At 68.8% G+C, this 19,774-nt stretch carries 23 protein-coding genes; 10 read left to right on the top strand and 13 right to left on the bottom strand.

Annotated elements, in window-relative coordinates; genetic code table 11:
• Positions 1–80: 80 nt before the first annotated feature.
• Positions 81–785, top strand: coding sequence for a DUF3313 family protein (locus AC1Q87_RS19840; protein ID WP_492610557.1), 705 nt, complete (start codon positions 81–83; stop codon positions 783–785).
• On the opposite strand, the gene AC1Q87_RS19835 is transcribed toward AC1Q87_RS19840, so the two are convergent.
• Positions 786–1,346, bottom strand: a complete 561-nt coding sequence (locus AC1Q87_RS19835; RefSeq protein ID WP_492610556.1) for a gluconate 2-dehydrogenase subunit 3 family protein — start codon at positions 1,344–1,346, stop codon at positions 786–788.
• Entirely contained in the window at positions 1,346–3,076 is a 1,731-nt protein-coding gene (locus AC1Q87_RS19830; protein ID WP_492610555.1) for a GMC oxidoreductase, read from the bottom strand. Before AC1Q87_RS19830 ends, AC1Q87_RS19835 begins: the two co-directional genes overlap by 1 nt.
• 183 nt (positions 3,077–3,259) lie before the next feature.
• On the opposite strand from AC1Q87_RS19830, the gene AC1Q87_RS19825 reads away from it, so the two are divergent.
• Positions 3,260–4,060: a 3-keto-disaccharide hydrolase gene (locus AC1Q87_RS19825; protein ID WP_492610554.1), complete on the top strand. Its 801-nt coding sequence runs from the start codon at positions 3,260–3,262 to the stop codon at positions 4,058–4,060.
• Between the two features lie 127 nt (positions 4,061–4,187).
• Here the strand turns inward: AC1Q87_RS19825 and AC1Q87_RS19820 are convergent, their stop codons facing one another.
• The 5 genes from AC1Q87_RS19820 to AC1Q87_RS19800 form a co-directional block, all read right to left on the bottom strand.
• Positions 4,188–4,544, bottom strand: a complete 357-nt coding sequence (locus AC1Q87_RS19820; protein ID WP_492610553.1) for a c-type cytochrome — start codon at positions 4,542–4,544, stop codon at positions 4,188–4,190.
• A gap of 17 nt (positions 4,545–4,561) precedes the next feature.
• On the bottom strand, positions 4,562–5,617 hold the full coding sequence (locus tag AC1Q87_RS19815; RefSeq protein WP_492610552.1) for a sugar phosphate isomerase/epimerase family protein: 1,056 nt from the start codon (positions 5,615–5,617) through the stop codon (positions 4,562–4,564).
• Positions 5,614–6,762, bottom strand: coding sequence for a Gfo/Idh/MocA family protein (locus AC1Q87_RS19810; protein ID WP_492610551.1), 1,149 nt, complete (start codon positions 6,760–6,762; stop codon positions 5,614–5,616). The genes AC1Q87_RS19815 and AC1Q87_RS19810 overlap by 4 nt, the downstream gene beginning before the upstream one ends.
• Positions 6,762–7,670 carry a sugar phosphate isomerase/epimerase family protein gene (locus tag AC1Q87_RS19805; RefSeq protein ID WP_492610550.1) on the bottom strand — a complete coding sequence of 303 codons (909 nt, stop codon included), beginning with the start codon at positions 7,668–7,670 and terminating at the stop codon, positions 6,762–6,764. Before AC1Q87_RS19805 ends, AC1Q87_RS19810 begins: the two co-directional genes overlap by 1 nt.
• Before the next feature lie 85 nt (positions 7,671–7,755).
• On the bottom strand, positions 7,756–9,036 hold the full coding sequence (locus AC1Q87_RS19800) for an MFS transporter (protein ID WP_492610549.1): 1,281 nt from the start codon (positions 9,034–9,036) through the stop codon (positions 7,756–7,758).
• Positions 9,037–9,221: 185 nt separating this feature from the next.
• Here AC1Q87_RS19800 and AC1Q87_RS19795 point away from each other — a divergent pair, with 185 nt between their 5' ends.
• Together AC1Q87_RS19795 and AC1Q87_RS19790 are read left to right on the top strand one after the other, a co-directional pair.
• Positions 9,222–10,229, top strand: a complete 1,008-nt coding sequence (locus tag AC1Q87_RS19795; protein ID WP_492610548.1) for a LacI family DNA-binding transcriptional regulator — start codon at positions 9,222–9,224, stop codon at positions 10,227–10,229.
• Positions 10,230–10,303: 74 nt separating this feature from the next.
• Positions 10,304–11,053: a class I SAM-dependent methyltransferase gene (locus tag AC1Q87_RS19790; RefSeq protein WP_492610547.1), complete on the top strand. Its 750-nt coding sequence runs from the start codon at positions 10,304–10,306 to the stop codon at positions 11,051–11,053.
• Here the strand turns inward: AC1Q87_RS19790 and AC1Q87_RS19785 are convergent.
• Positions 11,043–11,711 (bottom strand): nucleotide-binding protein, encoded by a 669-nt coding sequence (locus tag AC1Q87_RS19785; protein ID WP_492610546.1) that lies wholly within the window; start codon positions 11,709–11,711, stop codon positions 11,043–11,045. The genes AC1Q87_RS19790 and AC1Q87_RS19785 overlap by 11 nt on opposite strands.
• A 275-nt stretch (positions 11,712–11,986) precedes the next feature.
• Here AC1Q87_RS19785 and AC1Q87_RS19780 point away from each other — a divergent pair, with 275 nt between their 5' ends.
• Entirely contained in the window at positions 11,987–12,472 is a 486-nt protein-coding gene (locus tag AC1Q87_RS19780; protein ID WP_492610545.1) for a 2TM domain-containing protein, read from the top strand.
• Between the two features lie 10 nt (positions 12,473–12,482).
• Here the strand turns inward: AC1Q87_RS19780 and AC1Q87_RS19775 are convergent, their stop codons facing one another.
• Positions 12,483–13,451 (bottom strand): LysR family transcriptional regulator, encoded by a 969-nt coding sequence (locus AC1Q87_RS19775; RefSeq protein ID WP_492610544.1) that lies wholly within the window; start codon positions 13,449–13,451, stop codon positions 12,483–12,485.
• Positions 13,452–13,561: 110 nt separating this feature from the next.
• Here AC1Q87_RS19775 and AC1Q87_RS19770 point away from each other — a divergent pair, with 110 nt between their 5' ends.
• On the top strand, positions 13,562–14,050 hold the full coding sequence (locus AC1Q87_RS19770; protein ID WP_492610543.1) for a globin domain-containing protein: 489 nt from the start codon (positions 13,562–13,564) through the stop codon (positions 14,048–14,050).
• Between the two features lie 35 nt (positions 14,051–14,085).
• Here AC1Q87_RS19770 and AC1Q87_RS19765 read toward each other — a convergent pair whose 3' ends face one another.
• The 4 genes from AC1Q87_RS19765 to AC1Q87_RS19750 all read right to left on the bottom strand — a co-directional run bounded on the left by AC1Q87_RS19765 (position 14,086) and on the right by AC1Q87_RS19750 (position 16,564).
• Positions 14,086–14,643 carry an arsinothricin resistance N-acetyltransferase ArsN1 family B gene (locus AC1Q87_RS19765; protein WP_492610542.1) on the bottom strand — a complete coding sequence of 186 codons (558 nt, stop codon included), beginning with the start codon at positions 14,641–14,643 and terminating at the stop codon, positions 14,086–14,088.
• Between the two features lie 73 nt (positions 14,644–14,716).
• Positions 14,717–15,124 carry an arsenate reductase (glutaredoxin) gene (arsC, locus tag AC1Q87_RS19760; RefSeq protein WP_492610541.1) on the bottom strand — a complete coding sequence of 136 codons (408 nt, stop codon included), beginning with the start codon at positions 15,122–15,124 and terminating at the stop codon, positions 14,717–14,719.
• A complete protein-coding gene (arsB, locus tag AC1Q87_RS19755; RefSeq protein ID WP_492610540.1) occupies positions 15,012–16,190 on the bottom strand; it encodes an ACR3 family arsenite efflux transporter in 1,179 nt (392 codons plus the stop codon). Before arsB ends, arsC begins: the two co-directional genes overlap by 113 nt.
• 20 nt (positions 16,191–16,210) lie before the next feature.
• Entirely contained in the window at positions 16,211–16,564 is a 354-nt protein-coding gene (locus AC1Q87_RS19750; protein ID WP_492610539.1) for an ArsR/SmtB family transcription factor, read from the bottom strand.
• A 57-nt stretch (positions 16,565–16,621) separates the two neighbouring features.
• On the opposite strand from AC1Q87_RS19750, the gene arsH reads away from it, so the two are divergent.
• The 4 genes from arsH to dmeF all read left to right on the top strand — a co-directional run bounded on the left by arsH (position 16,622) and on the right by dmeF (position 19,746).
• Positions 16,622–17,359, top strand: a complete 738-nt coding sequence (gene arsH / locus AC1Q87_RS19745) for an arsenical resistance protein ArsH (protein ID WP_492610538.1) — start codon at positions 16,622–16,624, stop codon at positions 17,357–17,359.
• Positions 17,360–17,499: 140 nt separating this feature from the next.
• Positions 17,500–18,435 carry a homocysteine S-methyltransferase family protein gene (locus AC1Q87_RS19740; protein WP_492610537.1) on the top strand — a complete coding sequence of 312 codons (936 nt, stop codon included), beginning with the start codon at positions 17,500–17,502 and terminating at the stop codon, positions 18,433–18,435.
• A 55-nt stretch (positions 18,436–18,490) separates the two neighbouring features.
• Positions 18,491–18,766 carry a metal/formaldehyde-sensitive transcriptional repressor gene (locus AC1Q87_RS19735; RefSeq protein ID WP_492610536.1) on the top strand — a complete coding sequence of 92 codons (276 nt, stop codon included), beginning with the start codon at positions 18,491–18,493 and terminating at the stop codon, positions 18,764–18,766.
• Between the two features lie 8 nt (positions 18,767–18,774).
• The gene (dmeF, locus tag AC1Q87_RS19730; protein ID WP_492610535.1) at positions 18,775–19,746 is read left to right on the top strand and encodes a CDF family Co(II)/Ni(II) efflux transporter DmeF; all 972 of its coding nucleotides are present in this window, start codon (positions 18,775–18,777) and stop codon (positions 19,744–19,746) included.
• Positions 19,747–19,774 lie beyond the last annotated feature (28 nt).

The following is a 19,774-nucleotide window of genomic DNA, read 5'->3' as shown; positions in this document are numbered from 1 at the left end:
CCACTGCGGGTTTCCCCGGATTTCTGCCTCCGGGCGAGGGGCGCAAGGTGACGCTGACCATCCGTCAGGGAGCTTCGACCATGACCCGCCGCGCCGTCGTCACTGCGATCGCCGCCGTCTGCCTGCTCGGGAGCGTCGCTCCGCAGGCCCTGGCGGCGCAGCCGCCCGCCACCTGGGACGGCCTCACCAACGTGAAATCCAAGCGCTTCGACGCCGCCTACGTGCTGCCGGGCGCCGACTTCCGCGGCTACACCAAGGTGATGCTCGATCCCACCGACGTGGCGTTCCGCAAGAACTGGCTGCGTGACTACAACAACGAGGCGATGGACCTCTCGCAACGCATCTCCAAGGAAGACGCCCAGAAGATGCTCACCGCCGTCAGCACCGGCTTCGAGGAGGTGTTCACCAAGGCCTACAACCAGGCCGGATACCAGGTGGTGACCACCCCAGGCCCTGACGTCCTGCGCCTGCGCACCGGCGTCGCCAACCTCTACGTCACAGCCCCCGACCGCCCGACCGCCGGCCGCTCGCGCACCTTCAGCGACGACGCCGGATCGGCCACCGTGGTGATCGAGGCCCGCGACTCCGAGACCGGCGCCCTGCTCGGCCGGGCCATCGACACGCGCGAAGCCGGCGACACCGGCCCCTACATGCGCAACAGCGTCACGAACCGTTCGGACTTCACCATGCTGTTCCAGCGCTGGGCGAAGATCAGCCTCGACGCCATGGCCGAACTGAAGGCCATGTCGCCGATCCCGGAAAACCCGGTCGCTCAGCGCCGCTAGCTAGAGCGCCCAGGCCCGGCCGACTTCGGCCAGCGGGATGCAACCGTGGTACTCGCCGGGCACGGGCTCGTAGCGCAGCGCCAGGGTCGCGCCGGGCTCCGACGTGAAATAGCCGATGGTCACGTACTCCTTCAGCAGCGAGAAGAAGTGCCGCGGCTTCCAGGCCTTGCGGGCTTCCGCGGCCTCCTGGTCGTAGCGGGTCAGCAACGCCGCCTGTTGGGCGCCGGTCAGGTCTGCGAAGGCCTTGCCGTGCGCGGCCCGCGCGTCGGCGTTCATCTGCGTCAGACCGGTCTTCAGCAGCTCGGCCTGCGGCGGCTGCAGATAGGTGGCGATCGTGCGGTCGATGAACTGCGGGACCTTGGCCTCGCGGGCGCCGGGCGTGTCGGTCGTCGGCACGATCAGCTCGGCGGCCGCGTCCAGGGCGCGGGCCTGCTCGGCGTCGAGCGCGCTGGGCGTCCAGGCGAGCGGCGGGAGGGCGGCGGCGACCGGGCCGGCGAAGCCGACCGACACCATGCCCATGGTCAGGGCCAGGCCCCGGAACGCGTCGCGACGGTTCAACATCACAGGTCCCCCTTGCGCTTGGCCTGCACCGCATGGTCGACGGCCCGGGCGGTCAGCGCCATGTAGGTCAGCGACGGGTTCACGCACGAGGCCGAGGTCATGGCCGCGCCGTCGGTGACGTAGACGTTCGTGCACTCGTGCACCTGGTTGTGCGCGTTCAGCACCGAGGTCTTCGGGTCACGGCCCATCCGCGCCGTGCCCATCTCGTGGATGCCGAGACCGGGCGAATAGCCCATGTCCGCCGCCACCACGTTCTTGAAGCCCGCGGCCTCCAGCATCTCCACGGCCGCGGCCTGCATGTCCTTGCGCATGGCCTTTTCGTTCTCGCGGATCGTCACCTTGGCCGACAGGGTCGGCAGGCCGAACTTGTCCTTGGCCGCGTGGTTCAGGGTCACGCGGTTGTCCTCGTAGGGCAGGATCTCGCCGAACGCGCCCAGCTGCATCGTCCACGGGCCCGGCTGGGTCAGCGCGCTCTTGCGCTCGGCGCCGAAGCCCTCGCCGGCCAGGTCGCGGTCCCAGCCGGGGCGCGAGGCCCCGCCCTGGTAGCCGTAGCCGCGCAGGAAGTCCTTCTTGGTCGCCGCGTCGCCCAGGTTGCGGAAGCGCGGGATGTAGATGCCGTTCGGCCGGCGGCCGGAATAGTACTTGTCGGCGAACTCGGTGACGTCGGCCTTGGCCCCGACGCGGAAGTGGTGGTCCATCACGTTGCGGCCCAGTTGGTCGCTGCCGTTGCCGAAGCCGTTCTCGAACCGCGAGCTGGTCGAGTTCAGCAGGATCCAGGTCGAGTTGAGGGCCGAGGCGCAGAGGAAGATCACCTCGGCGTAGTATTCCTCTTCCTGCATCGTCTCGGAATCGAGGATCCGCACGCCGCTCGCCTTGCCGGCCTTTGCGTCATAGATCAGCGAGGTGACGATGGCGTTGGGCCGCAGGTTCAGGTTGCCGGTCCGTTCGGCCGCCACCAGCGTCGCCGAGTTCGAGCTGAAATAGCCGCCGAACGGGCAGCCGCGCATGCACATGTTGCGGTGCTGGCACTTGCTGCGCCCCAGGCTCAGCTGCTCCTCGGTCGGCTCGGTCAGGTGCGCGGCCCGGCCCATGGTGATCCGGCGCTCGCCGAACTTGCCCTCGACCCGCGACTTGAAGGCCTTCTCGACGCAGTTCATCTCCATCGGCGGCTGGAACTGGCCGTCCGGCAGATGCGGCAGGCCCTCGTTCTGGCCCGAGACCCCGATGAAGCGCTCCACATAGTCGTACCAGGGCGCCAGGTCGGCGTAGCGGATCGGCCAGTCGACCGCGATCCCCTCGCGGGCGTTGGCCTCGAAGTCCATCGGGCTGTGGCGATAGCTCTGGCGGCCCCAGGTCAGCGAGCGCCCGCCCACCTGATAGCTGCGGATCCAGTCGAAGCGCTCTTCCTCGGTGTAGGGGTTCTCGTCGTCCCGGACGAAGAAGTGCTTGGTGTATTCGGTGACCGTGTATCCGGTGCGCGACTGCACCGGATACTGCGCCTTCAGCTGGTCGGCCGGCAGCTTGCCCTGCGGGTACTTGGTGTCCCACGGATCGGTCATCGCGGTCGGATAGTCTTCCAGGTGGCGGACCATCGGCCCGCGCTCCAGCACCAGGGTCTTCAGGCCCTTCTGCGTCAGCTCCTTGGCGGCCCAGCCCCCGCTGATCCCGCTACCGACGACGATGGCGTCATAGGTGTTTTCCTGGCGCGAACGGCCGTTCAGATTGGCCATCTATCCCCCCGGTCTCGGTACGGCGGCGCGATCCGCCTGCTTCTTTCCACGGGTCGGCGGCGGACGCGAATCCGCCTTCGCGCCGACCTGCGCTTTGCGGCTCCCAGGTTTCATGAAATGGGTTACATTGCAAGCACACAAGGGAACGCCGGAACGCGCGTCCACACATTGGGAGGGATCCACATGCCGTCATTTCGTCTGGCGCAAACGCTCGCGCCGCTGGCTGCGCTCGCCCTGCTCGCCGCCCCCGCCCATGCCGATGCGGTCAAGGCCGGCAAGTGGCGGCCGATCTTCGACGGGCGCACGCTCGACGGCTGGACGCCCAAGATCGCCGGCTATCCGGCCGGCGAGAATTTCGCCGACACCTTCGTCGTCAGGGATGGCGCGATCGTCGTCTCCTACGCCGGCTACGACGGCAAGTTCGGCGGCAAGTTCGGCCACCTGTTCTACAAGACCCCGTTCAAGGCCTACCGCCTGCGCCTGAACTACCGCGTGCTCGACCCGGCCCTGCCCGACACCCCGGCATGGGCGCGCAGCAACAGCGGCGTGATGTTCGCCAGCCAGAGCCCGCAGAGCATGAGCCTGCGCCAGCCGTTCCCGATGTCGGTGGAGTTCCAGATCCTCGGCCGCGACGGCGAAGGCCCCCGCCCCACCGGCGCGGTCTGCACGCCGGGGACCAGCATCACCTTCGACGGGGTGAAGGCCAAGGAGCACTGCGTCCCCTCGACCACCGCCCCCACCATCGCCAACGGAACCTGGACCAGCCTGGAGCTCGAGGTCCTGCCCGACGGCCAGATCACCCAGAAGATCAACGGCGCAGTGGTCCACCGCTACGCCGACGTCGCCCTCGACCCGACCGACAGCTTCGCCGCCGTCGCCAGGCCCTACTTCGAAACCCACACGGCCACCGAGGGCTACATCGCCCTGCAGAGCGAGGGCCACCCCATCGAGTTCAAGGACATCGAGGTGCAGGAGCTGCGGTAGGACATGCCGCTCGTCCCGGCCAAAGCCGGGACCCAAGCTGAATCGCAAACAAGCCGGCGGCGCTCCAGCCTAGCCCAAGTCCCGCTTGGGTCCCGGCTTTGGCCGGGATGAGCGGGGGTCGCGCCACCTACTTCTTCATCGTCCCCAGGTACTGCACCAGCGCCGCGCGCTGCTCGGCGTCGGGCGCGCCGACCAGCATCTTGGTGCCGGGCACGCTCTTGGCCGGCGCCTTCAGGTAGGTGTCGAGGGTGGCGGCATCCCAGACCAGCTTGGAGCCCTTCATCGCACTGCTGTAGGCATAGCCCGGCAACGTCCCGGCCTTGCGCCCGGCCACGCCCGCCAGCGGCGGCCCCATCTTGCCCGGTGCCGGCGCGATCGAATGGCAGACCGCGCAGCGCTGCTTGAACACCGCCTCGCCCGAGGGCGCGGCCACGGCCGAGCCGGCCGCCGCCAGGCTCGCGGCCAGGATGATCGCGAACTTCATGCTGATTTACTCCAGGCTTACAGGCCGAGCAGCCGCCGGTTGCGGCCGGCGTCCGGCGCGCTGCCGACGAAGTCGTCGAAGGCGTGCTCGGTGACGCGGATGATGTGATCGCGGATGAACTGGGCGCCCTCGCGCGCGCCGTCCTCAGGATGCTTGAGAGCGCACTCCCACTCCAGCACCGCCCATCCGTCGTAGTCGTACTGCGCCATCTTCGAGAAGATCGCCTTGAAGTCGACCTGGCCGTCGCCCAGCGAGCGGAAGCGGCCCGGCCGTTCGACCCAGCCCTGATAGCCGCCATAGACGCCCGAGCGCGCGTCCGGCCGGAACTCGGCGTCCTTCACGTGGAAGGCGCGGATACGCTCGTGATAGCGGTCGATGTAGCCGAGGTAGTCCAGCTGCTGCAGCAGCAGGTGGCTGGGGTCGTAGAGGATGTTGGCGCGCGCATGCCCGCCGACCTCGTCCAGGAACCGCTCGAAGGTCGCCCCGTCGTGCAGGTCCTCGCCCGGATGGATCTCGTAGCAGACGTCGACGCCCTGCTCCTCGAAGGCGTCGAGGATCGGCCGCCAGCGCCGGCCCAGCTCGGCGAAGGCTTCGTCCACCAGGCCCGCCGGCCGCTGCGGCCACGGATAGAAGTACGGCCAGGCCAGCGCGCCAGAGAACGTCGCGTGCGCCGTCAGCCCCAGCCGCCGGCTGGCGACCGCGCCGGCCTTCACCTGCTCGACCGCCCACGCCTGGCGCTCGGCCGGCTTGCCGCGCAGCTCCGGCGGCGCAAAGCCGTCGAACAGCTCGTCATAGGCCGGGTGCACGGCGACCAGCTGGCCCTGCAGGTGCGTCGACAGCTCGGTGATCACCAGCCCGTGCTCGCCCAGCACCCCGGCGACCTCGTCGCAATAGGTCTGGCTCTCGGCCGCCCGCGCCAGGTCGAAGAACGAGTCCGCCCCGCCGGTCGGCATCTGCACGCCGACATAGCCCATCGACGCGACCCATTTGGCCATGGTGTCCAGCTTGTCGAACGGCGGCTCGGCGCCGATGAACTGGGCCAGGAAGATCCCCGGGCCTTTGAGCGTCTTCATGCGGCGTCTCCTGACAGCGCGACCCAACCCTCGCCCGCGGCGCTGGCGCTGACCGCGCGCTCGACGAAGGCCATGCTGCGCACGCCCTCGGCGATGTCGGGCGCCAGGCCCGCATCGGCGCGGCCCGCGGCCGCCGCCTCGGCGAAGTCTCGGTAGATGTTGGCGAAGGCCTCGATGAAGCCTTCGGGGTGGCCGGTCGGAATGCGCGACCCGGCCCGCGCGACCGGGCTCAGATAGCCCGAGGCCGCGTGCAGGATCTGGGTCGGCCCGTCCAGCCAGTCGACGACGAGCTCGGTATGGCGCTCGTGCGACCAGGTCAGGCCGCCCTTCTCGCCATAGACCTTGATGGTCAGGCCGTTGCGGGCCCCGGCCGAGATCTGCGAGGCGATCAGCACCCCGCGCGCCCCGCCGGCGAAGCGCAGCAGCACGTTGCAGTCGTCGTCCAGCGTCCGGCCCGGCACCACGGCGGCGAGGTCCGCGCACAGCCGCTCGACCCGCACGCCGCTCACGAACTCGGCGATGTTGAAGGCGTGCACGCCGATGTCGCCGATGGCCCCGCCGATCCCGGCCTGGGCGGGGTCGGCCCGCCAGCCGGCCTGCTTGTCGCCGTCGCGCTCGATCGGCCGCGACAGCCAGCCTTGAGAGTACTCGACGATCACCTTGCGCACCGCGCCCAGGTCGCCGCGGGCTATGATCTCGCGCGCCTCGCGGACCATCGGATAGCCGGTGTAGACGAAGGTCAAGCCATAGAGCTTGCCGGTTTCCGCGACCACGCCGGCCAGCTCCTGCGCCTGCGCCAGGTTCAGGGTCGCGGGCTTGTCGCTGATCACGTGCATCCCGGCCTTCAGCGCCGCGGCCGCGACCTCGAAGTGCAGGTGGTTGGGCGTCACCACCGCCACCAGCTGCGCGCCGTCGGGCCGCGCCGCTTCGGCCGCCAGCATCTGGCGATAGTCGCCATAGGCCCGGTCGGCCGCGACGCCCCAGGCCTGGGCGGCCTGGGCGTTCTTCTGGCCGTCGCGGCTGAAAGCTCCCGCGACCAGCTCGATGGCGCCGTCCAACTCCGCCGCCATCCGATGCACCGGCCCGATGAACGAGCCGGGTCCGCCGCCGACCATGGCCAGCCGCAGGGGAACTCCACGCGTCATCAGGCGGCCACGCTCGCCAGGTAGTCGTGGCTGATCTTCGTGGCCTCGATGCGCGGATGCGCGAACGGCGGCTCCTGCTCGACGAAGAACTGGCGCACGCCGGACTCGTAGGCCGCCGGCAGCAGCTTCTTCCAGTCGATCATGCCGGCCCCGACCTCGGTCGGGTCCTGGCGGAGCGTGAAGTTCGGCTTGGTGGTCGCCTTGATGTCCTTCACGTGCATCAGGGTGAAGCGGCCCTTGTGTTCCTTGAGCAGCGCGAACGGGTCGCGGCCGGCCGCGGTCACCCAGCCGGCGTCCATCTCGAAGGTCACCAGCGACGGGTCGGTCTCCTTCAGCAGGACGTCCATCCCCGTCGTGCCGTCGATCGGCGCGAACTCGTTGTTGTGGTTGTGATAGCCGACGGCGATGCCGGCGCTCTTCAGCGCCTGGCCCTTCTGGTTCAGGAAGTCGGCGTTCCACTTCCAGTCGTCGAGCGTCATCTGCGAGGCCATCCGGCTCAGGAACGCCGGGCCGTCCTCGCCCTGGTTCGGCTTCAGCTCGAAACGATCGGGAATGTAGAACAGCGGCATCACCGCCGACTTCACGCCCAGCACGTTCAGGTCCTCGGCCAGCTTGCCGAGGTCGCCGCTGAAGCTTTGCGACCCCATCGCCCGGCCCTGGATGTGGGCGCTGGTGCAGGTCAGGCCCGCGCGGTCCATCGCCGCCTTCATCTCCGCGGCCGTCTTGCCCAGCAGGCCGGCCAGCTCGATGTTGCGGTAGCCGATCTTGGCGACCTGGGCGAGCGTGCCGTCCAGGTCCTTGGCCGCGTCGGAGCCCAGCGTATAGAGCTGCAGCCCGATCGGCAGGCTGCGCCGCTGGAAGAACAGCTTACTGCCCGCCGCATTGGCGTTCGTCGCAAATCCCGTCATGGCCGCTCCCATTCCTGCCAATCCCGCCAGCACACTGCGCCGCTGAAATTCTCGTGTCATCTCGGGTCTCCTCCTCGCGCAGCCGTCAGTGCGGCGCGGCGACGCTGGTGGTCAGGGGCTGATCGCCGGCCGGTTCGTCGGCCGCGACCGGTCCGCGGGTCGGCGGACGGAAGAACAGGGCCAGCAGCACGACCGCCGCCAGCGCTAGGCCGGTCGGGACCATGAACAGGGCCGGATAGTCGACGACGTTGCGCGCCACGCCGTCGGCGCCGGTGACGCTGGTCGTCAGGCGGCCCATCAGCGCCGGGAACAGGAAGCTCGCCACCACATTGCCGACCCCGAGGATCAGCAGGTTGAACAGCCCCTGGGCGCTCGAGCGCACGTCCTTGGGGAACACCGCGTCGACGAAGATGTACACGGTGGCGAAGAAGAAGGCGTAGCAGATCCCGTGCAGCAGTTGCACGGCCACGATCACCGGGATGCTGTCGGCGAAGAAGGCGAACACCGCGAACCGCGCCGCGTGGCCCAGGATGCCGACGATCATCGTCGTCTTCCAGCCCAGCCGGATCAGCACCCGGCCCAGCAGGAACATGGTCAGGATCTCGGCCACCTGCCCCAGGCTCAGCACGACCATGCTGAGGTTGCCGGCGATGCCGACGCGGTCGGTCAGGAAGGCGTCCGAGACCACGAAGTAGCCGTTGTGGATCACGGAATCGATGAAGGTGACGATGAACAGCACCAGCACGAACGGCGTCCCCAGCAGGGTCAGCGCCCGGCGCCAGGCCAGCTTGTCGATGCCGGCCGCTTCCTTGCGCGGCGGGGTATGCGGCAGGGTCAGCGAATAGCCGGCGGCGGCGAACGAGATCAGCGCCGCGACCAGGAAGATCCAGCGCACCTGCTCGGCCGTGGCGTGCGCGCCCAGCAGGAACACGAACGGCCAGCTGACCATCACCCAGCCGACCGTGCCGCCCATCCGCACCGTACCGAAGTCGGCCGCCGGGTCGCGCAGGTTGGCGAAGGCGATCGAGTTCGACACCGACAGGGTCGGCACATAGAGCAGGCTGTAGATCAGGTAGCAGGCGAAGAACGGCCAGAAGCTCGTCGAGAACGCCACGCCCACCAGCGCCAGGCCGCCGATCAGGTGGCTGGCGGCCAGGAACCGCTCGGCCGAAAAGTTGCGGTCGGCGAACTGGTTCGAGAAGAAGATGCCGACCAGCGCGGCCACGCCCCACGAGCTGCCGACCAGCGACTGCTGCCAGGGCTCGAAGCCCAGCATGGTCATGTACGGGAACAGCTTGGGCGCCCAGGCGCCCCAGATGGCCAGCTGCAGCACCATCATCAGGAATAGCCGAACGTTCGTCGTCATCTTCCTGGCCCTCCCCGACCGGCTTTCGCGGCGGCGTTTACGGCCCTGAATCGGCCCGCGCTCGCGCTGATGTAATCGAAATCATCCGTAACAGCCGCCCTATCGCGCGGCAACTGCATTGTGCGGCTGCGCCCCGGCGAACCTGCGCCTTGTAATGACGGGCGCTTCTCGCCAGTGTCGCGCCGATGCCTACCATTCAAGATGTCGCGCGCGACGCGGGGGTCTCCACCGCGACGGTTTCACGGGTGTTCAGCGCCCCCGACCTCGTATTGGAAGGCACCCGGCAGAAGGTCATGGAGGCGGTGAACCGCCTCGGCTACGAGCCGAACTTCGCGGCCAAGAGCCTGCGCACCCTGCGCACCGAGAAGATCCTGGTCACGGTGCCGGACATCTCCAACCCGTTCTTCTCGCGGGTCATCCGCGGGGTCGAGGAGGCGGCTCACGCCGCCGGCTACTCGGTGCTGCTCGGCGACACCCGCCACCAGGAGGAACGCGAGGAGCAGTACGCCACCATGCTCCGCCGCAAGGAGGCCGACGGCCTGATCTTCCTTGGCCATCGCCTGCCCGACACCCTCGCCGACATGGTCGCGGCGATGGGCCCGCGCACGCCGATCGTCAACGGCTGCGAGTTCGCGCCCGACCTCGGCGTCGCCAGCGCCCACATCGACAACACCGCCGCCGCGCAGGAGGTGATGGATCACCTCTATGGCCTCGGCCACGTCCGCGTCGGCGTGATCACCGGCCCGCTGGCCAGCCCGCTCAGCGCCGACCGCCTGGCCGGCGTGCGCGCCGCCGCCGAGCGCCACGGCCGGACAGCCGACCTGCAGATCATCACCGGCGACTTCACCATCGAGTCGGGCCTGCACCAGGCCGCCGCCCTGCTGGAGGGCGAGAACCGCCCGACCGCGATCTTCTGCTTCAGCGACGAGATGGCCATGGGCGCGCTGGAATCGATCCGCCGCGCCGGCCTCTCCTGCCCGCGCGACGTCTCGCTGGTCGGCTTCGACGACATCCGCTTCGCCGAGTATCTGGCCCCGCAGCTGACCACGGTCAGCCAGCCGATGGACGCCATCGGCCACGAGGTCGTGCGCCTGCTGCTCGACATCCTCAAGGGTCGCGCCACGACCCTGCAGCAGGTCACTCTCCCCCACCGCCTCGTCGTCCGCGCCAGCACCGCCGCGCCGCCGACCTGACCCCCTCCGATGTGAGGGCCGGAGCCACGAGCTGCGCCATTGCTCCCGACGCCTGCCGCCAGCACTCTGCGCCCATGACCTCAGACGCCCTGCTCGAAGCCTGGAAGCGCGAAGCCGCCGCGCCATTCGCCGGCTGGGACTTCGCCTATCTCGAAGGCCGCATGGCCGAGGACGAGCCGCCCTGGTCCTACCCCGACCTCGCCCGCGCCGCGGTCGCCAGCTCGCGCGACGTCCTCGACATCGCCACCGGCGGCGGCGAGCTGTTCTCGTCCTTCGCCCCGTTTCCCGGCCGCGCGACGGCGGTCGAGGGCTACGCGCCCAACCTGCCGGTCGCCCGCGCGCGGCTGGAACCGCTGGGCGTTCAGGTCCACCAGGCCAACACCGCTTCGGGCATGCCGTTCGGGGACGCCGCGTTCGACCTCATCCTCAACCGGCACGGCGGCTTTCGCCCAGCCGAGATGCACCGGGTGCTGAAGCCCGGCGGCGTGTTCCTGACCCAGCAGGTCGGCGGCGACAATCTGGACGACCTGACCGCCGCGTTCGGCGCGAAGCTGGCCTATCCCGACAACACCCTGCAGCGCACGGTCGAAGCCTTCGCCGCGCTCGGCTGCGAGATCGAACTGGCGGGGGACTGGCGCGGCCCGGTGACCTTCGCCGACGTCGGGGCGCTCGCCTACTTCCTGACCGCCATTCCCTGGGTGATCGAAGGTTTCGACGTCGAGGCCCACGCCGAGACGCTGCTGGCGTTGCATCGTCAGGTCGAAGCCGGCGCGCCGCTTCGCTTCAACTACTCGCGCTTCCTGCTGCGCGCAGTCAGGCGCTGAGCCCATCCCGGGACTGCGGCGCCGGCAGGGCGCGCAGCCGTGCGTCGACGAAGTCCCACAGCGCGGCGATCTCGCCGGCCGCGGCGCGGTCGGGCGACTCCTCGGCCGAGCGGCCCCGCTCCAGCGCCGTCTGGTAGATCGAGCGCGAGCGCAGGATCGCCGGAGCGACCTCGGCTCGCATGTAGTCGAGCCCCTTCATCGCCCGCTTGACCAGCGGCGCCTCGATATTGCCGCGCGCCACCGGAGCCTGGTTCATCACCACCACCGACGGCTTGCCGATCTTGCGCACCAAGCTCAGGGTCCGCGCCAACCCCGACAGGTCGATCAGCGTCGGGCGCGCCACCAGCAGCGCGAAATCAGCCAGCACCACCGCCTCGCCGACCGACTCCACCGCGCCGGCGGCGGTGTCGATGATCAGCAGGTCCTTGCCCTGCGACAGCGCCCCGAACTGCGCGGCCAGCACGTTGCGCGCCGCCGCGCTCACCACCTCCGGCCCCCCGCCTTCGCGCGTCTCCAGGATGTCGCGCGCCGAGTTCTGCGGGTCGGTGTCGACCAGCAGCGCCTGCCGCCCGCGCAGATGCGCCGCCAGCGCCAGGTGCGTCGCCACCGTGGTCTTGCCCGAGCCCCCCTTCAGGGCGATGACCGCCAACGTCTTCAAACTCACCTCACGCGCACCGATACCAGGCGGTTCTGGCCCCCAATTTAGGCGCCGCCGCGGCGGACGAAGGCCCGCGCCTGCGACCCAAGGTCTGGCCCGACGCCGCGGCCTTGTCCAGGGCTGCCGCAGTTGGCGCGGGCGCCCGAGCGCCCTAGTCTGTCGGGGCGCTGTCGCCCTGCCGTCGTCTTGCTGGCGGGCGGCTGGCGGGTTGCTGACGTGGAGCCGACAGGCCTCATCCTTCACGGTCGGGGCGATCTCCGACGAGGACTTTGGACATGCTGATCCAGAAGCTGCGACTGCAAAGAGGCTGGTCCCAGGAACAGCTCGCAGAAGTATCGGGCCTCAGCGTCCGCACCATTCAACGTCTAGAGCGCGGCCAGCCCGGCAGCCTCGAGACGATGAACGCCCTCGCGGCGGTCCTTGAAACAGACCTCGACCGCTTGAAGGAACCGTCCATGGACACCACCCGCCCCGACAACGTCAGGCACGACAACGTCAGGCCCGACGAGGCCCTCGCCCTCGCCCACGTGCGCAAGGTCAAGGCGTTCTACGTGCACCTCACCCAGTACCTGATCGTCATTCCGATCCTCGCCGTCATCAACCTGATGGGCTATCCGCAGTACCTGTGGTTCGTCTGGCCGGCGCTCGGCTGGGGGCTCGGCCTCCTGGCCCACGGCGCCAGCGTGTTCAACTTCGTTCCATTCCTCGGCGGCGCGTGGGAACGCCGTCAGGTCGAGAAGTATCTCGGCCGCAAGCTCTAGACCTTCGGGTCTAGGCCGGCAGTTGCGCGGCGGCGCGGGCCAGCAGCCCCTGGAACCAGGCGTGACCGCGCCGCGCCCCCGCCGCCTGGCTCCAGAACGCGTCGATGTCCAGCCGCCGCTCGGGAAAGTCGATCTCCAGCAGCCGGATGTCGCGTGACCGCGCCAGTTCCTGGGCCAGCTTGCGCGGGACCAGCGCCAGGCCCTGCGCCTCCTCGACGATCGCCCCCATGACCAGGAAGTTGGGCACCTCGCAGACCGGCGCGACCTCCAGCACCGAGGTCGGCTGGATCAGCCCCGCCCGCGCCAGGGCGCTGCGCTCGCCGACCTGGTAGACGACCTGCCGCGCGGCCCGGAACTCCGCCGCCGTGATCGTCTCGCCCCACCGCGCGTCGCTGCGCGCGGCGATGCAGACCATCTCGTCGGGCCACAGCGCCATCCGCTCCATCCGCTTGCCGAAGGTCCGCCCCACCGGCCGCGGCACGATGAAGAAGTCGATCTGGTCGCGGTCCTCGGTCTCGCCCGGCGTCTGCTCGAGGAACCGCAGTTCCACCCGCGGCGCCTCCTGGGCGCACAGCTTGGCCAGCTGCGGGGCCAGCAGCACGGTCACGTAGTCGGCGGTGCGGATCACGATGCGCAGCGCCTCGCGCCTCGGCTCGAACGCCTGCGGCGGCTCGTACAGCAGCTCGAGGTCCCAGAGGATCGCCCCCAGCGGCCCCAGGATCGCCTGCCCGCGCTGGGTCAGCTTGGCCTCCCGCCCGCGCGAGACGATCAGGTCGTCGGCGAACGCCTCGCGCAGCTGGCGCAGCGCCTTGCTGACCGCCGGCTGGCTGATCCCCAGTTCACGGGCGCTGGCCGTCACGCTGCGGCTGCGGAGCAGCGACAACAGGATTGGCAGCAGGTCGAGATTGGTCTGGCGCAGCGTCTGGGCGATCTGGCCCCGCGCCGCGCTGGCGCCCTTCGATTTCGCATGTTCAGCCATGCTCGGCATAACACCTGGTTATGTCGCGAATTCCAAGATCGGCCGTTTCGAGCGCCCGCCCGCCGGTCTAGGCTCCGTCCAAGGTCCCCAAGGCCGACGGGAGAATGCAGATGTCGATAGCCCCCGCCTTTGCGCGCGCCGCGGAAATCGAGGCCAGCCTGGAACAGCTGGCCGAGTTCTGCGAAGACCCGACCCCGATCGTCTACAAGCGCCTGTTCGAGCTCCAGCCGCATATGGAGCCCTACTTCTGGCGCGACACCACCCACGCCATCAAGGGCGAGATGCTCGCCCGAACCTTCGCCGCGATCCTCGATTTCATCGGCGATCGCCGCTACGCCGACCACATGATCGAGACCGAGATCATCACGCACGAGGGCTATGACGTCCCGCGCGAGGTGTTCGCGACCTTCTTCTCGGTCGTCCGCGACGCGGTGCGCGAAGTCCTCGGTCCGGCCTTCACGCCGCAACTCGGCGAGGCCTGGGACGCCCTGCTCGCCGAGATCGACGTCTACGTCCAGGCCACCCCGCGCCACGACGTGGTCAGCGCCTACCACGCCCCCCGCGTCGCCGCCTTCCAGCGCGGCGAACCGCTGAGCTAGGCGGCGGACGGGGCGACCGCGCCGACTGCGGACGCTCAGCTTTCGGACGAAAGCGCGTTCACGGCGGCGAACGGCGTCGGCTCTCGTGCTGGCAGTCCGTCGCTGAGGCGGAGCCGCCACCAGCCGACATCGTGCCAACCGCCAAATTTGAAGCCTACTTCTCTGTAGGTCCCGAGGTGCTCAAACCCCATGGCCTCGTGAAGCCCGACGCTCTTGTCATTGGGAAGAGCGATGCCGGCGAATGCGGCGTGAAAGCCCTGGTGGGCCAATTGGGCTAGCAGGTCGCGATACAGGGCGCGTCCGACGCCGCCGCGATGAGCGTGCTTGGCGACATACACCGTCACGTCGACCGACCATCGATAGGCCGGCCTTGCTCGGTGCGGCCCCGCATAGGCGTAGCCGATCACCTGGTCCTGATCCTCAAATACGATGAAGGGATGAACGGCCTGAGTTGAAGCAATGCGCCTGGCCATCTCGGCGAGCGTCGGCGGGTCTTCCTCGAATGAGATGACGGTTTCGCGGACATACGGCGCGTAGATCGCCGCTACCGCCGCCGCGTCCGCTGCACGCGCCGGTCTGATGCTTCCGCCCATAGGCCCCTCCTGTGGTGCAGCTCGGACAGTTTCACCCCACGCCGACAGCGGCAAGGATCCGTGAGCTGCTGAGCTACGGCTTGATCACCTCGCCGTCTTCCTTGGTGAAGCTGTCGGGTTTGCGTTGGAGCAGGCCAAACACCGTCTCGGAAGGCCGGCACAGTCTCACGCCGATCGGCGTCACGACGATGGGTCGATTGACCAGAATGGGGTGCTCGACCATGGCGTCGAGGATCTGATCCTCGCTAAGCCCATGGCTCAGCAGCCCCAGGTCGCCGGCGGGCGTATCCTTCTCCCGCAGGAGCTGGCGAAACGTCACGCCCGCCTTGTCGGTCAGCTCTCGTAGCTGGTCATGGGTCCAACCTGCCTCAAGGTACTCGATGACTTTCGGCGTGTAACCGGCGGCCTCGACCATCGCGACCGTGTTTCGCGAGGTGCCGCAGGCCGGATTGTGGAAGATGGTCACGGGGAAGTCGGTCATGGGTGGGTTCGCTCGGGCTTAGGGCGTGCGCCACGCGCCGAACGGCTGCGCCCCGCTCGTACCAAGCGCGGCTTCGGTTCACGATGGCGACGATGGACAGCATTACCGGCACTTCGATCAGGACGCCGACGACGGTGGCGAGCGCCGCGCCTGACTCGAAGCCGAACAGGCTGATGGCGGCGGCGACGGCGAGTTCGAAGAAGTTGCTGGCGCCGATCAGCGCGGACGGACCGGCTATGCAATGCGCTTCCCCCGTCGCCCGGTTCAGAAGGTAGGCGAGGCCGGAGTTCAGATAGACCTGAATGAGGATCGGCACGGCGAGCATGGCGATCACCAGCGGCTGCCGGATGATCTGTTCTCCCTGAAAGCCGAACAACAGGATCAGTGTCGCCAGCAGCGCCAGGATTGAAGCCGGCTGCATGACCGCAAGGAAGCGGTCTAGGCGCGACTGTCCCCCCGCAAGGAGAATGCGCCGGAGGACCTGCGCCGCGACGACGGGCACGACGATGTAGAGGCCGACCGACAGCGCAAGCGTCGTCCAGGGGACGGTGATCGCCGACAATCCCAGCAACAACGCAACTACGGGCGCGAAGGCGAACACCATGATCGTATCGTTCAGCGCGACCTGGCTGAGCGTGAAGTGCGGCTCGCCGCGCGTGAGGTTGCTCCAGACGAACACCATGGCAGTGCAGGGTGCGGCGGCGAGGATGATGAGCCCGGCGATGTAGCTCTCGATCTGCTCGGCAGGCAGATATGGCCGGAACAACCAACCGATGAACAGCCAGCCCAGCGCGGCCATGCCGAACGGCTTGACGATCCAATTGATGAACAGCGTGACGCCGATGCCGCGCCAGTGACGGCCGACCTGACCGAGGGCCGCGAAGTCGACCTTGATCAGCATGGGTATGATCATCAGCCAGATCAGCGCGGCGACCGGTATGTTGACGTTGGCGATCTCCGCGGCGCTAACGGCCTTGAAGGCCTGCGCGAAGACGTTTCCCAGGGCGATGCCGGCCACGATGCACAGCGCAACCCAAAGCGTCAGGTAGCGCTCGAAGACCGACATTGCGGGCTTAGTTGCCGCGGTCATTTGCAGACGCCGTCACACGCAGCCGCACGCCCAACGATTTCCGTCAGCGGCGCACAAATTTCCGGCGCGCCACCGCAGCAATCTTCCATCAGGAAGCCGAGCAGCGTGCTCATCGCTGCATAGTTCGCCGTGTAGATGATCGAGCGCCCGTCCCGCCGGGAGCTGACCAGGCCAGCGCCGCTCAAGACGCCAAAATTGGCCGAAAGGGTGTTCGGCAGCATGTCGAGGCGACGCGCAACCTCTCCCGCCGCGAGACCTTCAGGTCCGGCCTGGACCAGCAAGCGATAGATGGTGAGACGGCCCTCGTGGCCGAGGGCCGACAGGCTCGCGACAGCGGATTTGATTTCCATATTTCCAAGATAGTCGAAATATGTGACAAGGCGAAGAACATTTCGAGGATTATAGAAATGACCGCTTCGTTCCCAGCGCTTGCGTCCGAGTTTCTTGCGCCGACCAATATGGCTCAGCTTGAACCTGTCAGCCGGAAGACCCACCCGCCGCGCATCCTGCTGCTCTATGGATCGCTGCGCGAGCGCTCGTTCAGCCGGCTGTCAATTCTGGAGGCAGAGCGGATTCTCCAGCGCCTCGGCTGCGAGACGCGGGTGTTCGATCCGCACGGTTTGCCGCTGCCGGACGAGACGACGCCGGACCATCCCAAGGTTCAGGAACTGCGTGCGCTCTCCGAATGGTCGGAGGGACAGGTGTGGTGCAGCCCGGAGCGCCACGGGGCCATCACCGGCGTGATGAAGTCGCAGATCGATTGGATACCGCTCTCGATCGGCAGCGTGCGGCCAACCCAGGGCAAGACGCTGGCGGTGATGCAGGTCAGCGGCGGATCGCAGTCCTTCAACGCGGTGAATGCGCTCCGCCTGCTCGGGCGTTGGATGCGGATGATCACCATCCCGAACCAGTCTTCCGTCGCGATGGCCTACCGCGAGTTCGACGAGAACGACCGCATGAAGCCGTCGAGCTACTACGAACGGATCGTCGATGTGATGGAGGAGTTGGTGAAGTTCACGTTGCTCACCCGCGACCGCGCCGACTACCTCGTCGATCGCTACAGCGAACGCAAAGCCGATGGACGCATCCCAGAGCACGTGACTCTCGGCGCCGAGGCGATGCGGCATGAGGCGGTGGCGAGTTAGTCGTCGCTGCCGACGTCGGCCGCAAACCGCGCAACGCCTCCGGCAATGGGGTAAGCTCACGCGAAGAACTGGCGCGGCCTCTGTGAGCCTGCGGATTTAGTGGAACAGGCGGGCTCCCGTACTCGAAAGGGAATTCGAGCATGACCTCCGATCTGCCGCATCTGCATGGCGGCCTTGTGCTGACCGACGGAGGCCTGGAGACCAGCCTGATCTTCCATGACGGGGTCGAGCTTCCGCACTTCGCGGCCTTCATGCTGCTGCGCGGCGACGAGGGCCGCGCGATCCTGCGGCGATATTACGAGCCCTATCTGCAGATCGCCCAGCAGGACGGGCGGGGGTTCATCCTGGAGAGCCCGACCTGGCGGGCGAGCGCGGACTGGGCGGACCGACTGGGCGTCTCGCACGCCGAGTTGGCGCAGCTCAACGGCGCGGCCATCCGGCTGATGCAGGGCCTCAAGGACGAGTACGCCGAGCGGGTCTCGCCGCTGGTGGTGTCGGGCTGCGTCGGCCCGCGCGGCGACGGCTATGACCCCGGCAAGCTCATGACCGCTGAGGCGGCGCAGGCCTACCACGCCGACCAGATCGCGGCGCTCGTGGCGGCCGGCGCCGACATGATCGCGGCGATCACCATGACCAATGTTCCAGAGGCGATCGGTCTGGCGCGCGCCGCCCGCGACCAGGGCGCGCCGGTGGCGATCTCGTTCACCGTGGAAACCGACGGCAAGCTCCCCACCGGCCAGGCGCTGGGCCAGGCGGTGGCCGAGGTCGACGCCGCCACCGACGCCTGGCCGGCCTACTACATGGTCAACTGCGCGCACCCGACCCACTTCGCCCAGGCCTTCGAGGCCGGCGCGCCCTGGCTGCAGCGCGTGCGCGGCCTGCGCGCCAACGCATCCCGACGCAGCCACCAGGATCTCGACGCCGCCCCCGACCTCGACGACGGCGATCCCGCCGAACTGGGCGCCGAGCACGCTGAGATCCTGCGAGCCCTGCCCCAGATCAAGGTGCTGGGCGGCTGCTGCGGCACGGATCATCGCCATATCGCCGCCATGAGCCGGGCCTGCGAAGCGGTCTGACCCCGCTCCCGCAGCCGCTTGTCAGGACGGCCCTCATACCATAGGGGGGTATCCTATGGCTCACCTCTCCTCCCAGAACGAAGCGCTGCTCAAGCGCGTCCGCCGCATCGCCGGTCAGGTCGACGCGATCGAGCGTTCGATCGCCGGCCACGCCGCCTGCGCCGACACCCTGCACCTGGTCGCCGCCACTCGCGGCGCGATCAACGGCCTGCTCGACGAGGTGGTCGAAGCCCACCTGCGCGAGCACGTCGCCGCGCTCGGCCTCGACGACGCGGCCCGCGCCCAGGGCGCCGAGGAAGTCATCCAAGCCATCCGCCGCTATTCGAAGTGAGCCGCCCCATGACCACCGCCGCCGACCTCGAAGACCTCGCCCACGAGCACGTGTTCCTCGGGGCGGCGCATGACGACCACGCCCGGCGCACGCTCTGGGTGGTCGGCCTGACTGCCGTGATGATGGTCGCCGAGATCGTCGCCGGCTACTGGACCGGCTCGATGGCGTTGCTGGCCGACGGCTTCCACATGGCCACCCACGCCGGCGCGCTCGGCGTCGCCGCCGCGGCCTACGCTTACGCCCGCAAGCACGCCCGCAGCGACAGGTTCAGCTTCGGCACCGGCAAGGTCGGCGACCTGGCCGGCTTCGCCTCGGCGCTGGTGCTGGGCATGGTCGCCGTCGGCATTGGGGTCGAGTCCGTCAAGCGGCTGCTCGAGCCGACCACCGTCGCCTTCGGCGAGGCGACCATCGTCGCCGCTGTCGGCCTGGCCGTGAACCTGGTCAGCGCCCTGCTGCTGGGGGCCGGCCACTATCACCACGGCCACCACGGACATGACCACCACGGGCACGATCACCATGGCCATGACCATCACCACGACCACAGCCACCATAGCCACCACAGCGTCCACCACAGCGGCGACAACAACCTGCGCTCGGCCTACATGCACGTACTGGCCGACGCCCTGACCTCGGTGCTGGCGATCGTGGCGCTGCTGGCCGGGCGGCTGCTCGGCTGGGTGTGGCTCGATCCGGTCATGGGGATCGTCGGCGCGCTGGTGATCGGCCGCTGGTCCTGGACCCTGATGCGCGACACTGCCGGGGTGCTGCTCGACGCCACCGACACGCACGTCGCCGCCGAGGTCCGCGAGCTGCTGGAAGGCCCCGGCGACGCGCGCATCTGTGACCTCCACGTCTGGCGCGTCGGGCCCCAGGCGCACGCGGCCATCGTCAGCGTGGTCGGCGGCCTCGACGCCGGCGAGATCCGCCGCCGCCTGGCCCCCGTCCACGAGCTGGCGCACCTCACCGTCGAGGCGCGTTGATCCTCCGCTCATCCCGACGAAGGCCGGA

This window comes from Phenylobacterium sp. GW823-FHT02A09, assembly GCF_058797775.1.
This window is presented reverse-complemented; position numbering and strand designations above follow the sequence as displayed.

Excerpts from the sequence above, each read along its gene's own strand:
- AC1Q87_RS19840 (WP_492610557.1), top strand. The coding sequence starts at position 81 with ATGACCCGCCGCGCCGTCGTCACTGCGATCGCCGCCGTCTGCCTGCTC.
- AC1Q87_RS19835 (WP_492610556.1), bottom strand. The coding sequence starts at position 1,346 with ATGTTGAACCGTCGCGACGCGTTCCGGGGCCTGGCCCTGACCATGGGC.
- AC1Q87_RS19830 (WP_492610555.1), bottom strand. The coding sequence starts at position 3,076 with ATGGCCAATCTGAACGGCCGTTCGCGCCAGGAAAACACCTATGACGCC.
- AC1Q87_RS19825 (WP_492610554.1), top strand. The coding sequence starts at position 3,260 with ATGCCGTCATTTCGTCTGGCGCAAACGCTCGCGCCGCTGGCTGCGCTC.
- AC1Q87_RS19820 (WP_492610553.1), bottom strand. The coding sequence starts at position 4,544 with ATGAAGTTCGCGATCATCCTGGCCGCGAGCCTGGCGGCGGCCGGCTCG.
- AC1Q87_RS19815 (WP_492610552.1), bottom strand. The coding sequence starts at position 5,617 with ATGAAGACGCTCAAAGGCCCGGGGATCTTCCTGGCCCAGTTCATCGGC.
- AC1Q87_RS19810 (WP_492610551.1), bottom strand. The coding sequence starts at position 6,762 with ATGACGCGTGGAGTTCCCCTGCGGCTGGCCATGGTCGGCGGCGGACCC.
- AC1Q87_RS19805 (WP_492610550.1), bottom strand. The coding sequence starts at position 7,670 with ATGACGGGATTTGCGACGAACGCCAATGCGGCGGGCAGTAAGCTGTTC.
- AC1Q87_RS19800 (WP_492610549.1), bottom strand. The coding sequence starts at position 9,036 with ATGACGACGAACGTTCGGCTATTCCTGATGATGGTGCTGCAGCTGGCC.
- AC1Q87_RS19795 (WP_492610548.1), top strand. The coding sequence starts at position 9,222 with ATGCCTACCATTCAAGATGTCGCGCGCGACGCGGGGGTCTCCACCGCG.
- AC1Q87_RS19790 (WP_492610547.1), top strand. The coding sequence starts at position 10,304 with ATGACCTCAGACGCCCTGCTCGAAGCCTGGAAGCGCGAAGCCGCCGCG.
- AC1Q87_RS19780 (WP_492610545.1), top strand. The coding sequence starts at position 11,987 with ATGCTGATCCAGAAGCTGCGACTGCAAAGAGGCTGGTCCCAGGAACAG.
- AC1Q87_RS19775 (WP_492610544.1), bottom strand. The coding sequence starts at position 13,451 with ATGGCTGAACATGCGAAATCGAAGGGCGCCAGCGCGGCGCGGGGCCAG.
- AC1Q87_RS19770 (WP_492610543.1), top strand. The coding sequence starts at position 13,562 with ATGTCGATAGCCCCCGCCTTTGCGCGCGCCGCGGAAATCGAGGCCAGC.
- AC1Q87_RS19765 (WP_492610542.1), bottom strand. The coding sequence starts at position 14,643 with ATGGGCGGAAGCATCAGACCGGCGCGTGCAGCGGACGCGGCGGCGGTA.
- arsC (WP_492610541.1), bottom strand. The coding sequence starts at position 15,124 with ATGACCGACTTCCCCGTGACCATCTTCCACAATCCGGCCTGCGGCACC.
- arsB (WP_492610540.1), bottom strand. The coding sequence starts at position 16,190 with ATGTCGGTCTTCGAGCGCTACCTGACGCTTTGGGTTGCGCTGTGCATC.
- AC1Q87_RS19750 (WP_492610539.1), bottom strand. The coding sequence starts at position 16,564 with ATGGAAATCAAATCCGCTGTCGCGAGCCTGTCGGCCCTCGGCCACGAG.
- arsH (WP_492610538.1), top strand. The coding sequence starts at position 16,622 with ATGACCGCTTCGTTCCCAGCGCTTGCGTCCGAGTTTCTTGCGCCGACC.
- AC1Q87_RS19740 (WP_492610537.1), top strand. The coding sequence starts at position 17,500 with ATGACCTCCGATCTGCCGCATCTGCATGGCGGCCTTGTGCTGACCGAC.
- AC1Q87_RS19735 (WP_492610536.1), top strand. The coding sequence starts at position 18,491 with ATGGCTCACCTCTCCTCCCAGAACGAAGCGCTGCTCAAGCGCGTCCGC.
- dmeF (WP_492610535.1), top strand. The coding sequence starts at position 18,775 with ATGACCACCGCCGCCGACCTCGAAGACCTCGCCCACGAGCACGTGTTC.